We start from the raw sequence: 21,128 nt of genomic DNA, 5'->3' as shown, positions 1-21,128 counted from the left end.
AATAAGAATATGCACTTATACTTTATATTCAAATGATGCTTCTTTTACATCTCTACTGTTTTTTCCAATGAATAATTTGAACTTACCTTTTTCAGCTTCGAGCTTCATATTTTTTGTGAAGAATTTCAAGTCGTTTTCATTAATTACAAACTCTACATCTATACTTTCGTTTGGCTCAAGTTCAACTTTCTTAAAGCCTTTTAATTCTTTAACTGGTCTTACTACACTACCAACTAAATCTTGAACATATATTTGAACTGTTTCTTTCCCCTTTACTTTACCAATGTTTTTTACAGATATGGTTGCTCTAATAACACCATTAGTAGTTAGAATATCACTATCCAAGGTTATATCTCCATACTCAAATTCGGTATATGATAATCCATATCCAAATGGGTATTTCGGTTCATTGTCTATATCAATATATTTAGAAACGAACCTACCTGTATGCCCTGATCCAACTATTGGTCTTCCTGTTTTAAATTCATTATAGTAAACAGGAATTTGTCCAACATTAATTGGGAAACTCATACTTAATTTACCTGAAGGATTTACATCTCCACAAAGTATATCTGCAACCGCTAAAGCTCCTTCTGATCCAGGGAACCATGCCTCAATTAAACCATCTACTTTATCTAATACATTATCCAGAACTAAAGGCCTTCCATTGAATAATATACAAATAATAGGTTTATTTAACCCACTTAATTTTTCTAACAACTTTATTTGAATCTTATCTATTGTCAGTTCTGTACGACTTGCAGCTTCTCCACTTTGGAAAGCATGTTCACCTAAAGCTACAACTATTACATCTGCATTTGCTGCAACCCTTACAGCTTCTTCAATATCTTTTTCTATATCTCTCTTGGCAACAGAATTTTGAAAATAAGCTGCAAATTCTCCCATGAATGAATAATCATCTACAATATCACTTCCATGAGCACAAGCTAAGTTTTCTCCTATTTTGTTTTTCATAGCTTCTTCTAAAGTAGTTACTAACTTAGGATCTGTTGCAATTGCCCACATTCCAGTTAATGCTCTCTCATTAATGTAAGGCCCTATTAACGCTACCTTTTTATTTTTATCTATAGGTAAGACCTTATTATCATTTTTTAATAATACTATTGATTCTTCAGCTAAACTTCTAGATAACTTTTTATTTTCTTCAGAATTTATAATCATTTTCTCAATCTCAGCATCAACTGCACGATACGGATCTTCAAATAAACCTAAATCATTCTTTAAGTTTAATATTCTTAGTACGGCCTCATCTATAAGCTTCATATCAACTTCATTTCTTTCAACCAACCCTTTTAAATGTTTTGCATATATAGGTGTCTTCATGTCAAAATCTACTCCAGCTTCAATTCCAAGCTTTGCTGCATGATCTTCATCTTCAGCTACACCATGATCTATAAGCTCTTTAATAGCAGCATAATCAGATATCGTTACACCGTCAAATCCCCACTCTTCTCTTAGAACATCACGCATCAACCACTTATTTCCCGTAGAAGGGATTCCATCTACTGTATTGAAAGAGGTCATTACCATCTTACACCCTGCATCAACTGCTGCTTTGTATGAAGGCAAATAATCTTGTCTAAGCTTTCTTTCGGACATATCAACTGTGTTATACTCTCTTCCTGCTTCAGGTGCTCCATAAGCAGCAAAGTGCTTTACACAGGAAGCCACATGATTATTATCTAAATTTCCTTGAAAACCTTCTACCTCCGCCTTTGCGTAGGCACTATTTAGATAAGCGTCTTCTCCTGTAGATTCCATTACTCTTCCCCATCTAGGATCACGTGCTAAATCAACCATCGGAGAGAACACCCCATGTACTCCTGCTGCAGATGTTTCTTTTGCTACCATTTCAAAACCTTCTTTTACTAACTCAGGATTCCAAGAGCATCCAAAAGCCAATGGAATTGGCAAAATTGTTTTATATCCATAAATTACGTCTGCACAAAATAAAAGCGGTATCTTATGTCTGCTTTTCTTTAAGTAATCTTCTTGTATATTTCTTACTTTTTCTGCTCCATACACATTGTAAACAGAACCGATATTATCTATGACCTCATCGCTTATTCCTAATTTGGCTTTTGGTCCAGTAATTGCTGCTTTTTCACTATATAATGAAGCATCTAATTGAACTAGTTGGTAAATCTTTTCTTCTATAGTCATTTTATTTAAGAGTTCTACTAATCTATCCTTTTCCATAACCTGCCTCCATAACTTTATTATCTCTATGATATATAAAAACTGTCTCTCCAAAAAATTTAGAGAGACTATTGATTAAATTATGCAATTATTGTTGAACTACCACTGTTTCCTCTTCCAATGCCTTTTTATCAGCTATTTTAAAGAATGGGTACCATAATACTACCCACAGTATAACTAATACTACTTGGAATATAGCATTTCTCCAACCACCAGCTATTAGACCTTGTAGAACTATAGGAGTTCCAGATGGTGCCCCTATTCCATTTGGAGGTGGTATAATTCCTATTATTGTTGATACATATGCTAAAACTAACGAAATTACATTTCCAAATACAAATGGTATTACAAATATTGGATTCAGAACTAAAGGAGTACCAAATATAATAGGTTCAGTTATTCCAAATATTGCTGGCACAATCGATAATCTTCCAAGTGTTTTAAATCTTTCGCTTTTTGCTTTTAGCATAACTATTGCCAATCCTAAAGCGGTTCCTCCAAAAGTATATATAGTAAAGAACATCATTCCTACTATATTTGGCAGTGGTTTTCCTGCAGAATAAGCACTAAGTTGGGCAGCATCCATAGCCCCCCATATAGGCATCATTACTGAAAGTACCACCATACTTCCATGTATACCAAACGCCCATAATACTTGACTTAATATAGCTACGAATACAAGAGTACCAAAACTTCCGCCCAAATGTTGTAATGGTAATTGTAGGATTCCATAAATAAAAGCATGTACACTACCAAATGGAGTATTTGCAAAAACAGCAGATATAACTATAAATATTGTTGTTATAATTGTTCCTGGGACTAAACTTGCAAACGAATCCTTAATAAACGGTGGAACAGATTCTGGCATCTTAATAGTCCATCCTCTTTGTACTATAGCAACATACAGTCTTCCTACTACAAAAGCTACTATGAGTGCTGTAAATACGCCAGTTGATCCAAGCCAATCCATAGGAATCAATGTTGCATCCGTTCCATAAGCAGTTTTAGCTGTCTGCAAAGGAGTAAGTACTAAAAAAGAAACTAAAGCTATTATCGCTGGTCCAATTCCTTTTACATCAAAACTCTCAGCTAAAGTATAAGTGATACAAACCACAAATATTAAAGCTAATATGTTTGTTGTAAGAATTACAGGCAATTGTAAATACTTATCTATTCCATGAGATGTTATAAAACTTTGATATGGTGCTATTGGCAAGGATTTCAACAATGTTGCTAGTGATCCTATAATTGTTGCCGGCATTCCTGCCATCATTCCTCCCATCATTGCCTTCAAATATCTATTATTGGATAATTTATTTACTACAGGCTGAATCTTTTGTTGTATTCCTTGAACATTTATACTCATTTTTTTATCCCCCTTATATCCTTTTTTAATTTAAACTCTATAAACTTAAAGCTTTGTTTAAAACCTTCTCACCATTCATCATTCCATAGTCTATACTATCTATTACATCAACCTTCATCCCTTTTGGTTCATATTCTTTTTTAAAATCATTAAGCATGAACCCTACTTGTGGTCCTAATAGTAATACATCTGTTTTATCACTATATTCTTTTTTGAACTTTCCTTCAGCTGTAGCTCTTATTTCTGTTTCTATACCTTTATCCTTTGCTGACTTTTGCATTTTTGCTACTAACATACTTGTTGACATTCCACCAGCACATATTAAAGTAATTTGTAACATTTATAATTCCTCCTCAAATAGTTTAATTTATAATTTATTATTCATGCTTATTTATAAAGCAACTTCTATGCCAACACACATTACTTTACTTATAAACTATTATTTTGTACTTAATGTTAAATGTGTGTTAAAGTGTGTTTAATCTGTGTTATATCTGTGTTTTATTTATTATTCTTTAGCTCTAGCATCTCACAGTACATATCAATGAATTCTATTGCCATATCTTTTACTGTCATTGCATTCATAAGATGATCCTGAGCGTGAACCATAAGAAGAGACATCTCAGTCTTATTCCCTGCAGCCTCATTTTGAATTAATTCTGTTTGAACATCGTGGGCTTTTCCTAAAAAAACATTGGCTTCTTCGATTAGTTCTTTAGCTTTATCTATATTTCCCTTTTTGGCTTCTCTTATAGCATTCATTGCCCTGCTTCTTGCATCTCCGCCATTAACTATTATTCCAAATATCATTTCTTCCATAATGCGACATCCTCTCTACGTTTAAAGTGTTATGTTTGTTATACTAATAATACAAGCAATTTTCATGCCAACACACATCAAACAAAAACAAATCCTACAACCCATATTTTAATGAATTGTAGGATTAAAGCTTACGCTTTTTTTATATAATTCCTGTAATCAAAAAATCTCATTATATAACATATCTCATCTTCGGTAATTTCTATTTGGTACTTTTTATTTAAAAAATCCGTAGTACCTTTAACTACATTATACAATTCTGGACTTTCTCTAATATACTTCTCTTTATTCTCAAATTCATCAATATACTTTCCTTCTTTAAGCCTATCTATCATACTAGCCATATGAAAAGATATACCAATTAGAAAGTTAGTGTCTAGCTTTATATTAAGAGCCTCTTCTACCATACTGTTAAACCTTCTTATATCAATCAATGCTGCTTTACCACTTATATTTTTAAGCTGCATCTCCAGTGTATCTCCCATTTTAAGGTAAGCCGTCTGTAGATCAATGTACCTTTGCATTAATTTTATAGCATCAGGATTAAACATATCTTCCAGTCCAAATTGAGGAATTTTAGTATCTAGGCTAAAAGAACTTACTAGGCATACAACAGTATGATCTTTTTCTATTTCCTTTATCCTTTTATATACACTGCCTTTCCCAACAAGATTTATAGGTATAACCGCTAAAAGATTGCTATCAAAATCAAGCTCTCTGTGGAGCATATTCTTAACTGTTATTGCACTACCTTCTCCTGTAGTACAAATAGTTATAATAGCTAGTTTTTCTCCTATCTCATCTTCTTCTATAAGTTCTTCTTCATTAGCTTCCATCAAAACATTAACACTTAAGGTGTCTTTATATACTTCTTCAAGAGTATATCCCATCATAGCTTTTCTTGTTGCTTCTAAAACGTGAAGAGTACTTACCAGAGGTATTGTTTTTGTCCTTATTCCAAATTCTTTTTGAAGCTCTGCACCAAAGGTTGTAAATGATCCCATGTCTACAAGAAATAATACATCCGAATCTAATTTTGCTTCTTTAATATAATTTTTTATATTAGAAAGTATAGTTTTAGGTTTTTCTTCTATAGGTGCATTTATACCTATTGCATAATTTACGCCTAAAAGTTTGTTAGCTGTTTCAACCATCGAACTTGCTGTTGCAGGCCCATGAGCTATAACAATGACTTTTACATCTTTATTGTGTTCTTCAACAACTCTATAATCATAAATTAAGAAAAGTGATAAAAATCCAGCTTCATCAATAGGCATTGATATATCTAATGTCCTATCTATTATTTTTAAAAAGTCTAATGCCAAGTTAAACTCTTCTTTATATTGAGTTCTAATAGAATTTAACTGCGGATTTACTATTTTTCTATTTTTTCTTACTCTCTCTATAGAGTTTGATATATGCACAGCCATTCCATAATAAACCTTTTTGCTTAACTTTCTACCAAGTCTTTCTTCACTTAAACTTATTAATTCCTCAACAACTCTTATAACTTTCGGTTCAATTATATTTTCCAGCTTAGACATATCCACTTTACTACTTACGTCGTGAATGTAGTTATCAAAATAGTCTTCTATGTCTTTTTCCATTTCTTTATCTAATTCTTCGTCAGACACACCTTTGGTTTTTAACTCATGAAACCTTATGTCTATCATCTCATAAATACTTTCGTTATTATTATATTCCTCAAAGAGCATATTTTCTTCACTGGTATCAAAGATGCAGTATCTGTTATTTATACCGATTAACTTATTCCATATCTGGCGATGCTCAGTTCCCATATATAATCCTTCTCTTATATAAGGCGGTATATCTAAGCTACTTATAACTATTTCTTCTTTTCTATGAGCTATAAAATCCGCATAAGCCTTTGCACATAGTAACTGAATATCTGTTCTAAGTTGACCCACATTGTTTGGACAGCTATAGCTTAAAAGAGATCTCATTGTGTTTACAGAAACTTTTATTGACTTTCTAAGTCTTGCAGACTCTTCTCTCATAAAATCGCTTACTAAATTAAATCTTTCTTCCAAAGTTCTTTCATTAAGACTTGGAATTCTTATAATCATTGGTATTCTTCTCGTAAAGGTTTTTAAAAGCGTTGAGTCTGGATTTTCCGTAGTTGCAGAAACTATTAATACTTTTGAAGATCTTTCATTATCAGTTTCCCCTAACCTTCTAAAGGTTCCTTTATCCATAAAAGTAAAGAAAATTTCCTGACCTTCTGGAGGAAGTCTATGAACTTCATCTAAAAAAAGAATACCTCCATTTGCCTTTTCAATTAGCCCAGGCTTATCAGCATCTGCACCAGTATAAGCCCCTCTTACACTTCCGAATAGTTGTCCAAGTAGTAATTGAGGATTATTGGCATAATCAGCACAGTTGAAGGTTATGAAAGGTGCTTCCTCTGGCATTACTTCCATCTCAATGGCATATCTATGTACAAGTGTTGCAAACATTGATTTACCAACACCTGTATCCCCTAAGATCAGCATATTCATCCCTTTAGGCGGATATAATATTGCAGCCTTAGCCTGCTCTACCGCTGAAAAAAGGCTCGCATTCTTCTTTACAAACTTTTCCAGAATGTTTTCCTCAAGCTTAATTTCCTGGGGTACAAATAGTACTGGCTTACCTTTAATCTTTGAAACTTTTCCAGCTTCACTCAATTTATTTAAATCAGCACTTACATTTGCTCTATCTAACCCTAGTGATGTTGCTATTTCTCCTGCACTAATACCTTCACCATTATAAAGTTCAATAAGCTTTTTATAAACTTCATCTATTCTTTTCACTCTATACTCACCTCTATTCAGGTATATATCATAATTATTTATGCTTTAAATTATTATTGAAATTTATTATATACATTTACAGTTAATTTATCAAATTTAAAGTAACAGATTAAATTTTTATTCATAATAATTTTCCCTATTATTGAGACATAGTACAAATACGAAAATTATATTTTATGTAAAACTAAACAAATTGGATATAAACAAAAATATTTAAAAAACAATTAAAGAAAGTCACTTCTGACTTTCCTTAAAAGTTTCTGTATTTTTTACACTATTTAAATATCGAAGGAGCAAGTTGATTTTTACAATCTTCCTTGCTACATTTCCATAAGAGATAATCATTTTATTTGTATCTTCATTGGCTTCATAACAAGTGATATCAAAGCGATTAAAAATATCCATCTTCTATAAAAGGCTTTTTAGAATGTAAATCAACTTAACGCTCCACTTCCTAGAACTATTAGAAACAATAACTATCAATACTTATTTGATAATTTATTATAACGTGTTAGAATTTAACCATATACATCCTAAAATTTTCTAGATTCTAAACGTTTGTAAAAATATATATTCAGGTGATAATTATGAAAATTGATGAACTACAAAAAAGTATATTGGACTCTCTTCATGATGGAGTTCTAATTGCAGATAAGAATTGCACTATTATTTATATAAATCCATCTTATATTAGAATAACGGGAGTAAACCCTGATATCATCATCGGACAACCTCTACATACTGTAAGGGAAGGAAGTAAACTTCCTGAGGTTATTAATAGCGGACAAAAGCTTATTGGGATACCTAGAAAAGTTGATGACAAAGAATACGTGGTCAACATGGTTCCAATTATTGAAAACAATGAAATTGTTGGAGGTATATCTATTGTAAATGAGATTAATGATGTATATACCTTAATAAGGCGACTTACTAGGTCAAACAAAATAATAGGTAACTTAAGAAAACGTGTTACTCAGTTACATAATACCAAATATACAATAGATGATATTATAGGTATCGACTATAAATCTCAAAATACAAAGAACCTTGCATTAAAGATCGCAAAGAGAGATTCGAACGTACTTATAACAGGAGAAAGCGGAACTGGTAAAGAGTTGTTTGCTCAATCTATTCACAATGCCAGTTCAAGAAGCGATAGAGCTTTTGTAGCCATTAACTGCGCTGCTTTAGATAACAATTTGCTAGAAAGTGAGCTATTTGGATATGAAGAAGGAGCCTTCACTGGTGCAATAAAAGGAGGAAAACCTGGACTGTTTCGTGAAGCAGATGGAGGCACTATATTTTTAGATGAAATTTCTGAAATGGACTATAGACTTCAAGCAAAATTATTAAGAGCAATACAAGAGAAGGTAATAAGACCTGTAGGAGGTCTTTTAGAAACCACTGTGGATGTGAGAGTTATCGCTGCAACTAACAAAAGTCTAGAATCAATGATATTGGATAGTAAGTTCAGACAAGATCTTTATTTTAGAATTGCAGTTTTCACCATAGATTTATACCCTTTAAGAGAAAGACGAGATGATATCATACCGCTGGTAAAGAATTATTTATCAGAAGCACAAAACACCCTTGGTAAAGAAGTAATACTATCAAATGATGTCATAGAAGTTTTATATCATTACGATTGGCCTGGAAATGTAAGAGAACTAAAAAACACTATTGAGTATGCCTTAATGATGTCGGATAACTCTATAATAACTAGTAATGATTTACCTAAGAGGATACTTGATTCAGGATTAAAGAAAGAAATCATAGAAATAAAAACTTTAGATAGAGTTGTAAAAGATGCAGAGGCAAATGAAATAAAGAAAGCTATATCGCAATATGGCAATACCGTAGAAGGTAAGAAAAAGGTTGCAAAAGCACTAGGGATTTCACTTGCTTCACTCTATAATAAACTCAATACAGCTAAGTAAAAATAATTTCTAATTTTTTAGAAACCAAGTTCTTAAATTCTAAAAAATTAGAATTCTTTATTTATTGCTATTACAGGCATACAACATAAATTAAGCTATACAACGTCTAAATTTTTAGAAACTTATCTAGAATTAGCTATTATGAAGTTGTAATCGTTTGTAGAATTGTATTAATATAAATAAATATTTTCTCCCCTCACAAAGCTTGTATTTACAAGCTAAAATCAATCATTTTGCTATCCCTTTATAAATAAACACATCATAAATTAACAAACATTTACATATTGGCATAATTATTGCTTTAATCATAGTTGTGACATTTTTATTAACTACCTTTTCTCATCTAATACTAAAAATTACAACTAAATATATTATTACATTTCAGAAAATAATTATGGATTGTAACTGTTTTAGCAGGCAAAACCTAAATTTTTTATTAACGCTATATACAATAAGTTTTTAAGATTTAAATCAACTTAGAGTATCCTTATATAGTGTTTAATGACTATTTAGGTTTTTTTATTTATAAAAAACTACAATTTTAAGGGGGAAATAAAATGAAAAACAGCCTAAAGAAAGTTCTTATGTCATTGGCATTAGCTTGCACTACTGCTAGCTTTGCATTACCTACAGTAAAAGCCAGTGCTGTCACCGCTGCTCCAAACGTAACTGGTATTGTTGCAAATACCTATATTGGAGATGCAGGCAGAATGGTAAGTTCATTCCAGATAACCGTGGATGATATCAATAAAGTCTCAGATTTAAAAGCTTCAGATTTTGATATTACGGGGAACTACAACGGTATCCCTTTGACATTATCAAGTACAGTTACGCCTGATTATACTGATGATGGTATCTCATTGACTACTTCCGGTAATATAATTACTATGAATGTTAAACCATTCAAATATCAAGGTGCTATTTCTTTTGGTGGAACTACAAAGAATAATTTTGCTGTAACTTGCAGCAAATATTCGCAACTTACTTTTGATGCATCAAAAGTAACAAAGATGACTACAAGAACTGTAGATAATTTTACAGCTGGAAAGTTTACAGGAAGCAACGGAATTACTCTTCAATATAGAATGTATACATCTAAAAAGCCTGGTCCACAACCATTAATGGTTTATCTTCATGGTGGTGGCTCAGATGAGGTTGGTACTGATAATATAAGCCAACTTACTGCAAATAGAGCCGCTGTGTCTACTATAGAAGATGGTAGAAGTAACTCAGTACTAAGTGTTCAATTTCCCGAAAACTATAGCTATAAAATTTATAGTATACCAGATCAATTAAAGAAAATGCAGGATATGTTTGTTACCTACAAAGAATTAATCGATAGCTTAGTACAGACTGGAAAGGTAGATAAAGATAAAATTTATTTGGTAGGCGCATCAAGTGGTGGTGGCGGCGTTTTCAGATTTCTTATGCAATATCCTGACCTATTCGCCGGAGCTATAGCAATATCAACTAAGGATACAATTGGAGACTATAGCCAACCAGAAGATATAGCACTGCCTGATTTTAAAGAAAAATTAAAAGGAATAACAAATATTCCTCTTTGGATAGTAGCTTCAAAGAATGATTTAATATGCAACAGTAACGAAAGTAAATATGCCTATGACGCCTTAAAATCTTTAGGTGACACAAAAGTAAACTTAACACTTCTAAGTGATGAGTATATGGCTACTTTAGGACTTGGCGGTTTCCTACTACATTGGGCTTGGGTTCCAGTATACAATAACTATGCAGACACAAGTGTATCAAACACTGGAATGATGGACTGGTTATTCCAACAGACTAAGAGAACAACTCCAATTGCACAAATAAAAGGTATTACTGCAAATACTTATGTTGGTGATGCTGGCAGAATGGTTAGTTCATTTGAAATAACTGTAGATGATATAAACAAGGTTAAGGATATAAAGGCATCTGATTTTGATATCACTGGCAATTACGATGGATATCCTTTGAGCCCAGATGGAAAGTTAGCACAAAACAACTATACAGATGATGGTATAAAATTGACTATCACCGGAAACACCATAAAAATGGAGGTTAATCCATTCAAGTATTTTGGAGGTTATATAACTCCTGGTGCAGTTAACTGTGTAAAATATCCTGAATTGTCCTTTGATCAATCAAATATAACTAAGGTTACTACAAAAACTGCGGATGATTTTGCATCTGCAAAATTTACAGGAAGCAATGGGATTTCACTTAATTACAGATTATATACAAGTAAATCCACAACTCCACAACCATTAGTAGTTTGGCTTCATGGTGGCGGAGAGGTAGGTTCAGACAATGATGTAAATATCACTGCAAATAGAGGTGCAACAACTTGGATTGAAGCCGGAAAAGATACATCAGTACTAAGTGTGCAATTTCCAGCAAACTACGGTTGGGCTATTTATAAGAACCCAACAGAATTACCTCTAATGGAAAAATATAATGATGTGCAATATGAATTAATCCAGAAGTTAATAGAAAGTGGAAAAGTAGATAAGAACCGTATTTATCTAGTAGGACCATCAAGTGGTGGCGGTGGAACCTTTAGATTCCTTATGCAGTATCCAAAGTTATTTGCAGGTGCTATAGCAATTGCTGCTAAAGATACAATTGGTGACTATAGTCAACCAGAAGCTGTTGCAGTTGGCGATTTTATGGACAAACTTAAAGGAATAACAGATATTCCACTATGGATAGTTCACGCTGAAAATGATCCAACCTGTGATAGTAGAACAAGTAAGTATGCATATGAAGCATTACAGAAGCTTGGAGACACAAAGGTAAAACTAACTATTTACGACGATGCCTTTATGAACTCTCAGAAATTATATGGAGGACTTAGACATTGGTCATGGGTGCCAGTACTTAAGAATACTGAGATGATTAATTGGTTATTTGACCAAACAAAAGCTCCTGCACAAACAGGAAACAATAACGGTTCAACAACTACTCCTCAAACAGGAAATAACAATGGAACAACAGCTACTACTCCTCAAGCAGGAAATAACAGTACTCAAACAACTCAAACAGCGACAAATAGTAGCTCATCATCTACTCTTCCAAAGACAGGATCCGTAGTTGATTTCTCATTAATGATGCTCATTTCATCATCACTAGTTGCTTTAGGATTTGTACTATTAAGAAGAAAGGCAACAAACTAACAAAAAGTTTAGTTTTATTAAAATAAATATACCCTATAAAATAGACAGCAGAAAACTACGTACAAAATACTAGTTACTAATTCTATTTTATAGGGTCTTTTCAAATAGTTAAATTATATTATTTCTCTATTAGCTATCTCAGCAATTCTTTCATTTGGATTATCTGTAAATACTCCTCCATGATAGCAGATTACTGTTTGAATATCATACTTAGAAAGTTTCTTTAAGGACTCTGTAGCCTGCTTCATGTCAAAAGTAAACACCGGATTAGGGCCAGTAAGCTTTCCATCAAAAACGTTCAATGCATCTCCAGTTACTAAGGTTTTATATTTCTTTAAATAAAGACAGGTATGACCTGGTGTATGTCCTGGAGTGTATATAACTTCTATTCCTCCACAATAAGGAAGTACTTCCCCGTCTTCGATGGTTCTACTAACCTTAACTTTTAATTTTTTAAGCATTTCTAAGGTTTCATTTCTCTTATCCTCTGGCATAGAATTAAGACGTTCTGGAGTCATCTTAACAGGCATTTTATCTCCTTCAATATAAGACTTTTCTCCAGCATGAGATAGAACCTCTACCTCGCTCTTAGAGTTTTTAACAACACTAGCTAAACCACCAATATGATCTATATCGTGATGAGTTATGATTATCTTATCAATTCTATCAACAGACACACCAGCCTTAACTATTTCCTCAGAAACATTTTCAAACTGTCCAGGTAAACCTGCATCTATCAAAACTACATCATCTTCATCAAATATAAGTGTAGGATGCATTTGATGTTCCTTATTTCCTAGTTCGAGTACACTTAATCCTTCAGCAATGTTCATTTTATATTCCTCCATATCTATTTATATTTATTTTCTTTTACCCTCTATCTAATCTATCATAATTTTACCATAGTATTTATAAACATCAATAAAAGGACTTGGATATAATTTATCTAAGTCCTTTTTATTGATATTATCTTTATTACGCTATATTTCATTTCGCTACTTAGTTCAAAATGAAGTTGAATTCTATCATAGATTCCTCATATAACCTTCTTATTCCTTAGGAATCACATTAAGCTCATTGTTGATCCCCCCTAAAAGCTCCTTTGGTATTCTAAACATAGAACGCTTAGACATACCTTCAATTGATATAAGCCCCATCATCACCTTGAATCTAGGTTCTTCAGCTGTTTCTCCAAAGAATTTTTTAAATACTGCCTTTGCCTGCTCATTTTCATAAAGCTTTTCTACAGAATCGTATATGGAATAATATCCTTCCTTAACAACGATCTCTTTAACCTCGGATAAGTCAAACTTTTCAAACCAGTTAGTTACATGTTTTGTTTCCTCTTGCTTTGGAAGAATATATCTTGCATCCATTTCACTTACTCTGTTTAGAATCATCTCATCTGTATAAATATTGCTATTTACATCATAAGCTTCAACCTTTAAAGTGTTTTGTCCAAGCTCTAACTTAACATCTTTAAAACGCTTCATTGGTTCGCTGCAATTAATTTCTTCAACAAGCTTGTCATTCACATATAGCTTTATGTTAGACAGATTAGAAAGTACTGCAATATCATTAAGTTCCTTATGTCTATTTACGAATCTACTACCAGCTAGCTTTACAAAAAGTTCTTTCGACCAGTAAGCCTTGCATAAGTAAAACGCATCTTTCTTAACTTTTCTATCTATAGTAACCAAGCCCTTTTGGTTTCTTCCCTTTTCTCCACCTTCATTTCTAATCTCACTACCAAAATCAAACATAGCCCAAACATATCCACCTAAAACAAAGTCTCTCTCCTTAAAGGTTCTAAGTGCATTATCCTGGAACAATAGTTGGTATTCTTCAGTATAGTCCTTTACTGTTGGCTCATAAGAATGAAGTCTTGGGTTAGTGTCTACTCCATATTCAGTAACCATAACTGGTTTGTTAGGTCTTGCAGCATGGAAGTCATCTAGTCTTATTCCAAGATCTTTTATTTCCTTGTAGTACCATCCATAATATAGATTATATCCAATAAAGTCTGTTAAATCATTCAACGGACTTTCATTAACTACTGTATGAATGTTAGCTTGGGCAATAAATCTATTTGAATCTAACTTTCTCGCAATAGAAACAAGTTCTCCAACCATTTTATAGGTATTTTCATTTTCTACAGCTATGGTTATTTCATTTTGAACTCCCCAACAGTAAATTGAAGTATGGTTATATGCCTGCTTAATTAAGCACTCTAGCTGTTCTTTAGCATTCTTATTTTCCTTATCAACGGTGGTTGGTATGCTGATAAAAGGAATCTCCGCCCAAACTAGTAGCCCTGCCCGATCACAAAGTGTGTAGAAATAGTCATCATGTTGATAGTGAGAAAGTCTAATACTGTTTGCTCCTATTTCCTTTATGATTGACATATCTAGATCCATATGTTCTTTTGTTAAAGCATTCCCTATGCCAGCAAAGTCTTGATGTCTACTAACTCCATTTAATTTAATAGCCTTACCATTTAAAAACACCCCTTTGTCTGGTGTTATCTCTATGGTTCTAAAACCAATTTCTATAGTTCTTTTATCACATAAAACTTTTTCTGAGTAAAGCTCTGCTTCTAACTTGTAAAGATAAGGGTTTTCTATTCCTTGCCAAAGTTTTGGATTATCAATTCTTTCAGATAAATCAAATTTCAATTCCTTTTCAATCTCAGTATCAATGCTCTTATCAAATACTATATTATCATCTTTATCTAAGAGTCTGAACTGTAATTTACCAGTCTTAGCTTCAGTTCGTTCATTTACAACTGCTCCTCTTATCTCCAGTTCAAAGATATCATCAACTATTTTTCTTTGAGTTAAGTATATCCCATCTCTTCCCTTGTCCATCAAATCAAAATGAAGTGCCTCTGAAATAATTAATTTCACTTCACGATATATTCCTCCATAAAAAGAGAAATCAGCCATTAGAGGATACACATCTCTATGACTACTGTTATCCACTATAATAGAAATTAGATTTTCTCCAGTCTTCAAAAAAGGAGTCATAAATACTCTATACATTGAAAAACCACATCTGCTGTCACCAGCTAGCTTACCATTAACATAAACCTTAGATATTAGAGAAGCTGCACCTATTTCTAAAAATATAAATTTATTTAATTCTTCATCACTAATATTTAACTTTCTTTGATAAATGCATTCTCCTTTAAACATTCCTTCTCCGCTTTGTCCATCAACTGCGTTGAAACAATGGGGTAAGGTTACCTGTTCTGCTTCTACTATTTCCTTCTCTATATAAACTTCATTATTTTTCTTCGTAAAAGTCCATTTGTCATTTAAATCTATTATCCTCAATTATTTTCACCTGCTTTTATATTAATTTAAAATATATCTATTTTTAATAATATTGTTGAAATTAATTGGTTATACAGGAGATGCTATATGAGCGAGCTATTAGAATTAAATGATTTTTTCAGATGGAATGGCTCTAAAAAATCGCTAATCGTTCTTCATTAGTGATTTTTTTACGCATCTGCCTTTTCTGAACGGATGTGAAGAAATTCTGGCAGGCGATATATTTTCACTTTTTACTTTTTAATCAAATAACCTTTTTATTTTCTTAAACTTAAGATATGAAATATTTATAAAAAGTATTGATTATTAAAAAGTAAAACTGTACTGTTCGAACGAAGTGAGTTTACAGTTTTAGCCATGGAGTATGAAAAAATCATATTAATTCTTTGCGTAGGCTCATTAAAGCATCGGATGATTAACCAATTAATTTCAACACGGTACTTTAAAAGATAAGTTCACCCTATAGATAAGGTGAACTTAAACAATCTCTATATTATTTTACTTCTTCTACTGCTATTTCTTGTTCTTGAGCGTAAGCTTCCTTATCTGCTTTTCTAAAGAAAGGATACCAAACTGCCATTTCTAAAACAACAAGTAACACTTGAAGAACAGCTATCTTCCAGCTTCCTTCCATAAGTCCACTGAATACTATTGGCATACCGGTCATTGGAGCCATTCCAGCTACTCTTGGAACTATACCTATAGCAGTCAAGGCATAAGCAATAGTTATATTGATTGCATTCATAAATACAAATGGTACCACAAATCTTACATTGAATACTAATGGTGTACCGAAAACTAATGGTTCACTTATACCAAAAAGTGATGGTAATGTTGCTAATTTACCTAAGGTTTTGTATTGCTTACTCTTTGCGAATAATAACATAAGTAAGGCAAACCCAATTGCACTTGCACTCATAGTATAAGTACTAACAAATGCACGTCCTGTTATATTTGGAAGTGCTTGGCCTGCTGAATAAGCAGTTAATTGTGCCGCATCCATTGCTGCAAATATTGGAGCAACTACTGAGTAAATAACCAAGGTTCCATGTATACCAAAGAACCATAACACTTGAGCAAATGTCCATAAAAGTATAACTGATACTATGTTTCCACCAACACCTTGAAGCGGAGTTTGAACAAAAGCATATATAAATGAATGCATAGTCTTATACGGAGTTGCTGCAAAAATTCCTGAGATAGCTAAGAACAATATTACAACTGCGAATCCTGGTATTAAACTACTAAAACTACTAGATACTACTGGTGGTACACTAGCTGGCATCTTGATAGTCCAACCTTTTTGTTTAACAATAATATATAGTCTTGTTGCTACTAAACTTATGATCATTGCTGAGAATATTCCCTTTGCGCCTAGCCAATCCATTGGTATTGACGTAATAGTAGCATTGTTTACTTTAGTTACAGAAAGTGGTGTCACCACAAAGAAACACACCGCTGCTAATAAAGATGGTAAAATTGGATCTTCTTTATACTGTTTTGCATAACTACCTGCAATAGTAATTAAAAACACCACTGCTAAAAAGTTAGTTGAAAATTGAATAGATGTATTTAAAACCGCAGCTATTCCTGAGCTAGCAATAAAGCTTTTATATGCAGGAATTTGTAGATTTAAGAATAGTGAAGCAAATGCACCTAAAAGTGTCACTGGCATTGCTACCATCATTCCCCCAGTGATTCCGTTTGCCAATTTACTTTTTTGAATTTTATTTAATGTCGGAGCAAGTTTTTTATTAATAGCTTTTGAATCTAATTTAGACATTATTAATCCCCCTTTAGTATTTAACCTTTGATATGTTTCTTTATATAATTAACCTAATAATGCAAGTGCATCATTTAATACGTTTTCACCATTTAAAGTACCGTAGTCCATCATATCTATTACTGCAACCTTTATTCCCTTAGGTTCGTATTTTTCTCTTATTTCGTCTTCTAAGTAAGCTATTTGAGGTCCTAAAAGTAAAACTTCTGTTGGTTCTTCATATTCTTCAAACTTAGACTCTGACATAGCTATTATCTTTGCTTCAATTCCTTTTTTCTTTGCACTCTCTTGCATCTTAGCCATTAAAATACTTGTTGACATTCCTGCTGCACAAACTAATGTAATATATTTCATAATTTCTTCCTCCTAAAACTTCTATTATTTTGTTTTGAATCTATTTTTAAACAAGCTTGTTTTGTTAACTAATACATATTAATAGTTTTATTTTCTAAACTCTTCATACATTGAAATCATTTCTTGTGCTAAATCACGTACAGTGATTGCATTCATTAAGTGGTCCTGTGCGTGAATCATAAGTAAGCTTATTTCAACCTTGTCACCAGCTGATTCACCTTGTATTAAGCTAGTTTGGAAGTTGTGAGCTTTATTTAATGCTTCATTTGCTTCCTTTATTTTATCCTTCGCAGCCTGAAGCTCACCTTTTTTAGCTAGCTTTATCGCATGCATTGCTTTACTTCTTGCATCACCGCCATTTACTATAAGTTCCATAACTATTTGTTCTTTATCTACTGTTTCCATTGCTTCACCTTCTAATCAACATTTTTTTATTTGCCTTACGCCTATATATAAAGCAAGACCCGTGCCAAAGCAGAAATCATAATTATTTATTTAAATTTCACTTTATAAGTGCCTGTTTATCAACATTTGAAGGCAAAATAAAAAAGCTTTCAAAAAGTATTAATGTGCTTTACTTTTCGAAAACTTTTCAAAGCACATTGCTGATGTGCTTTATTTTACCCTATTTTTCATAGTAAATAGGTTCATAAGGTAACAGATCTCATCTTCAGAAATAAGAATTGTATATTTAGTGTTAAGCAATGCACATTCACTTTTTATTAATCTATACAATTCTAAGTTTTCTCTTATATAGCTTTCTTTATTTCTATAAGTTTCAATAACTTCATTTCCACTTAATCTATCTACCATTACTGCCATATGAAGAGTTATTCCTATCAGTGCATTTGAGGTAAGCTTTATATTCATTGCCTTTGTAACATTTCTGCAAAATCTTTTTATATCCTTAACAATAGCTTTTCCATCAATATTTCTCAATTGATGCTCCAAGGTTTCTTCCATCTTTATATAAACCTTTTCTCTATCTATTAAATCTTGAATATTTTCTGAGGCATTGCCAGCTATAATATGATCTAGTTTAAACTGTATGTAATCAGCTTCTAGATCAAAAGGACTAACTATGCATAATATCTCATACTTATTTGATAGTTTTTCTAATCTATCATATATATTTTCTTTTCCTATAAAATTCACAGGAACTATATCAAGCAGACTACTTTCAAACTTAAGGGTTCTCTCAAGTATTCCTTTCATAGCTTTAGCGCTGCCTTCTCCTGTAGTACAAATTGTTACTATAGCAAGCCTCTTTTCTTCACTAGTTTCTGGTATGTAATCTAGGGAATTATTATCATATAAATTATTGACCTCTAAGGTCTCTCTATATATATCATCTAAAGAATAACCGAGCATTGCTTTTCTAGTAGCTTCAATGCAATGCAGGGTACTGACTAGAGGAATAGTTCTTGTTTTTATCTTAAATTCTTTCTCTATCTCTCTGCCAAAGGTTGCAAGTGATCCCATATCCACTAGAAATAATATTTCTGAATCAATATTATTTTTTCTAATATATTCTTTAATCTTTTCTAAAGTTATTTGAGGCTTTTCATCTATTGGCGCATTTATCCCTCTTGAATAATCTGAGCCTAAAAGTCCATTTACTGCATCAGCCATAGAGGTAGCTGTAGTTTCTCCATGAGCTATAATAATCACCTTTACATTATTATAAGTCTTTTTAAGCGCCTCATTATGATATATTAAAAACATAGTGATAAAGCCAGCTTCATCCACAGGTATTTGTATATCTAGTGATTGTTCAAGTATTTTTAGAACATCTATAGCTATATTAAACTCTCTGCTATGCTGCTTTCTTATGTTATTTAGCTCTAAGTTTTCAATCTTTTTATTTCTCCTAATCCTATCCACTGCATTATTTATGTGAACTGCTAACCCATAGTATATATGTTTATCTAACTTTCTTTTTAGTTCCTCTTCACAGAAATTAATTACCTTTTCCACTACGTTCATTATATGAGGTTCTACTATGGTATCTAGATTTGCAGTGTCTACCTTGTAGTTAAATTTGTTGATATACTTTTTGAAGTAATCCTCTATATTATTTTCCATTTCTTTTTCGAATTCTGTACCTTTTATGCCTTTTGCTTTGAGATCTCTTGTCTTCATCTCAAGCATCTCGTAGATATTTTCGTCATAACTATTTTCTTCGAATATCATCTTTTCTTCATCTTTATCGAAGATACAGTATCTCTTGTTTATGTCTACTAACTTATTCCACAGCTGTCTATGTTCTATTTCCTTATATAGCCCTTCTCTAATGTATGTGGGTAAATCTAAACTACTTATACTGATTTCAACTTTTCTATTTGATAAAAAATCCGCATAAGCTCTAGCACAGGCAAGCTGAATATCTGACTTAAGCTGTCCTACATTACTCTTACAGTCATAAAATAAAAATGCTTTGATTGAGTTTATAGATACTTTTATACTCTTACCAAGTCTTCCTGATTCTTCGATCATAAACTGCTTTATAAGATTAAATCTTTCTTCTATTCCTCTGTTTCTTAAGGCTGGTATTGTTATTACCATAGGGATTCTTCTAGTAAAGGTCTGAAGCAAAGTAGTATCAGGATTTTCAGTGGTAGCAGCAATAATGAGCACCTTAGCGCTTCTTTCACTTTCTGTCTCACCAAGTCTTCTGTATACTCCTCTATCCATAAAAGTGAAAAACATCTCTTGACCTTCTGCTGGTAATCTATGTACTTCATCTAAAAACAGAATTCCACCATCAGCTTTTTCTAAAAGTCCAGCCTTGTCAAAATCCGCACCAGTATAAGCACCCTTCTTCACTCCAAAAAGCTGTCCTAGTAATAACTGAGGATTATTTGCATAGTCTGCACAGTTGAAGGTTATAAAAGGACTTTCTTTAGACCTTACCATCATCTCTGTAGCATATTTATAAATAAGACTTGCAAAAGTTGACTTACCTACCCCCGTCTCTCCAAGTAGCAATATATTCATTCCATTTGGCGGATAAAGTATAGCAGCCTTAGCTTGCTCTAAAGCAGTATATAAACTCGGATTGGTTTCTGAAAACTTATTTATTACTGATATATCAGACACCTTAGTTTCCTCATCTACAGCTATAAATAAGGTTGGCTTCCCCTTTATCTTAACGGCCTTTCCTTCAGCAACTAATTTATTTAAATCATTACTTACATTCCCTCTCATAAGCTCTAACTCTTCAGCAAGCTCTGAAGCAGATACTCCATCGGGCTTTGAAGCTTTTATTTCCTTAAGTTTATTAAGAATCAAATCAATTCTTTTCATCTATTAATTCACCTCACTTTGC

The 21,128-nt window shown here is 32.5% G+C and carries 13 protein-coding genes; 2 read left to right on the top strand and 11 right to left on the bottom strand.

Features of this window, described 5'->3' with window-relative positions; all coding sequences use genetic code 11:
• Positions 1–15: 15 nt before the first annotated feature.
• From bglX to bsdtw1_RS03505, 5 genes are all read right to left on the bottom strand, one after another.
• Positions 16–2,220 (bottom strand): beta-glucosidase BglX, encoded by a 2,205-nt coding sequence (gene bglX, locus bsdtw1_RS03525; protein WP_183276224.1) that lies wholly within the window; start codon positions 2,218–2,220, stop codon positions 16–18.
• 88 nt (positions 2,221–2,308) lie between these two features.
• Positions 2,309–3,586, bottom strand: coding sequence for a PTS sugar transporter subunit IIC (locus bsdtw1_RS03520; protein ID WP_205245268.1), 1,278 nt, complete (start codon positions 3,584–3,586; stop codon positions 2,309–2,311).
• 37 nt (positions 3,587–3,623) lie between these two features.
• A complete protein-coding gene (locus bsdtw1_RS03515) occupies positions 3,624–3,926 on the bottom strand; it encodes a PTS sugar transporter subunit IIB (RefSeq protein WP_183276223.1) in 303 nt (100 codons plus the stop codon).
• A gap of 161 nt (positions 3,927–4,087) precedes the next feature.
• Entirely contained in the window at positions 4,088–4,405 is a 318-nt protein-coding gene (locus bsdtw1_RS03510) for a PTS sugar transporter subunit IIA (protein WP_183276222.1), read from the bottom strand.
• A gap of 131 nt (positions 4,406–4,536) precedes the next feature.
• Positions 4,537–7,218 carry a sigma-54-dependent transcriptional regulator gene (locus bsdtw1_RS03505; RefSeq protein WP_183276221.1) on the bottom strand — a complete coding sequence of 894 codons (2,682 nt, stop codon included), beginning with the start codon at positions 7,216–7,218 and terminating at the stop codon, positions 4,537–4,539.
• A 587-nt stretch (positions 7,219–7,805) separates the two neighbouring features.
• Here bsdtw1_RS03505 and bsdtw1_RS03500 point away from each other — a divergent pair.
• On the top strand, positions 7,806–9,155 hold the full coding sequence (locus bsdtw1_RS03500; protein WP_183276220.1) for a sigma-54 interaction domain-containing protein: 1,350 nt from the start codon (positions 7,806–7,808) through the stop codon (positions 9,153–9,155).
• 557 nt (positions 9,156–9,712) lie between these two features.
• A complete protein-coding gene (locus bsdtw1_RS03495; protein WP_183276219.1) occupies positions 9,713–12,328 on the top strand; it encodes a carboxylesterase family protein in 2,616 nt (871 codons plus the stop codon).
• A 113-nt stretch (positions 12,329–12,441) separates the two neighbouring features.
• Here the strand turns inward: bsdtw1_RS03495 and bsdtw1_RS03490 are convergent, their stop codons facing one another.
• The 6 genes from bsdtw1_RS03490 to bsdtw1_RS03465 all read right to left on the bottom strand — a co-directional run bounded on the left by bsdtw1_RS03490 (position 12,442) and on the right by bsdtw1_RS03465 (position 21,106).
• Positions 12,442–13,161 carry an MBL fold metallo-hydrolase gene (locus tag bsdtw1_RS03490; RefSeq protein ID WP_183276218.1) on the bottom strand — a complete coding sequence of 240 codons (720 nt, stop codon included), beginning with the start codon at positions 13,159–13,161 and terminating at the stop codon, positions 12,442–12,444.
• 216 nt (positions 13,162–13,377) lie between these two features.
• On the bottom strand, positions 13,378–15,663 hold the full coding sequence (locus bsdtw1_RS03485) for a glycoside hydrolase family 2 protein (RefSeq protein ID WP_183276217.1): 2,286 nt from the start codon (positions 15,661–15,663) through the stop codon (positions 13,378–13,380).
• 493 nt (positions 15,664–16,156) lie between these two features.
• On the bottom strand, positions 16,157–17,446 hold the full coding sequence (locus tag bsdtw1_RS03480) for a PTS sugar transporter subunit IIC (RefSeq protein ID WP_183276216.1): 1,290 nt from the start codon (positions 17,444–17,446) through the stop codon (positions 16,157–16,159).
• 48 nt (positions 17,447–17,494) lie between these two features.
• Positions 17,495–17,800, bottom strand: coding sequence for a PTS sugar transporter subunit IIB (locus bsdtw1_RS03475; protein WP_183276215.1), 306 nt, complete (start codon positions 17,798–17,800; stop codon positions 17,495–17,497).
• A gap of 87 nt (positions 17,801–17,887) precedes the next feature.
• Positions 17,888–18,205, bottom strand: coding sequence for a PTS sugar transporter subunit IIA (locus bsdtw1_RS03470; RefSeq protein WP_183276214.1), 318 nt, complete (start codon positions 18,203–18,205; stop codon positions 17,888–17,890).
• A 210-nt stretch (positions 18,206–18,415) separates the two neighbouring features.
• Entirely contained in the window at positions 18,416–21,106 is a 2,691-nt protein-coding gene (locus tag bsdtw1_RS03465) for a sigma-54-dependent transcriptional regulator (protein ID WP_183276213.1), read from the bottom strand.
• Positions 21,107–21,128 lie beyond the last annotated feature (22 nt).

It is taken from the genome of Clostridium fungisolvens, from assembly GCF_014193895.1.
In the GTDB taxonomy this organism is placed as follows: Bacteria; Bacillota; Clostridia; order Clostridiales; family Clostridiaceae; genus Clostridium_AR; species Clostridium_AR fungisolvens.
Note: the sequence above shows the minus strand (reverse complement) of the source record. Positions and strands in the feature narration are given on the sequence as shown.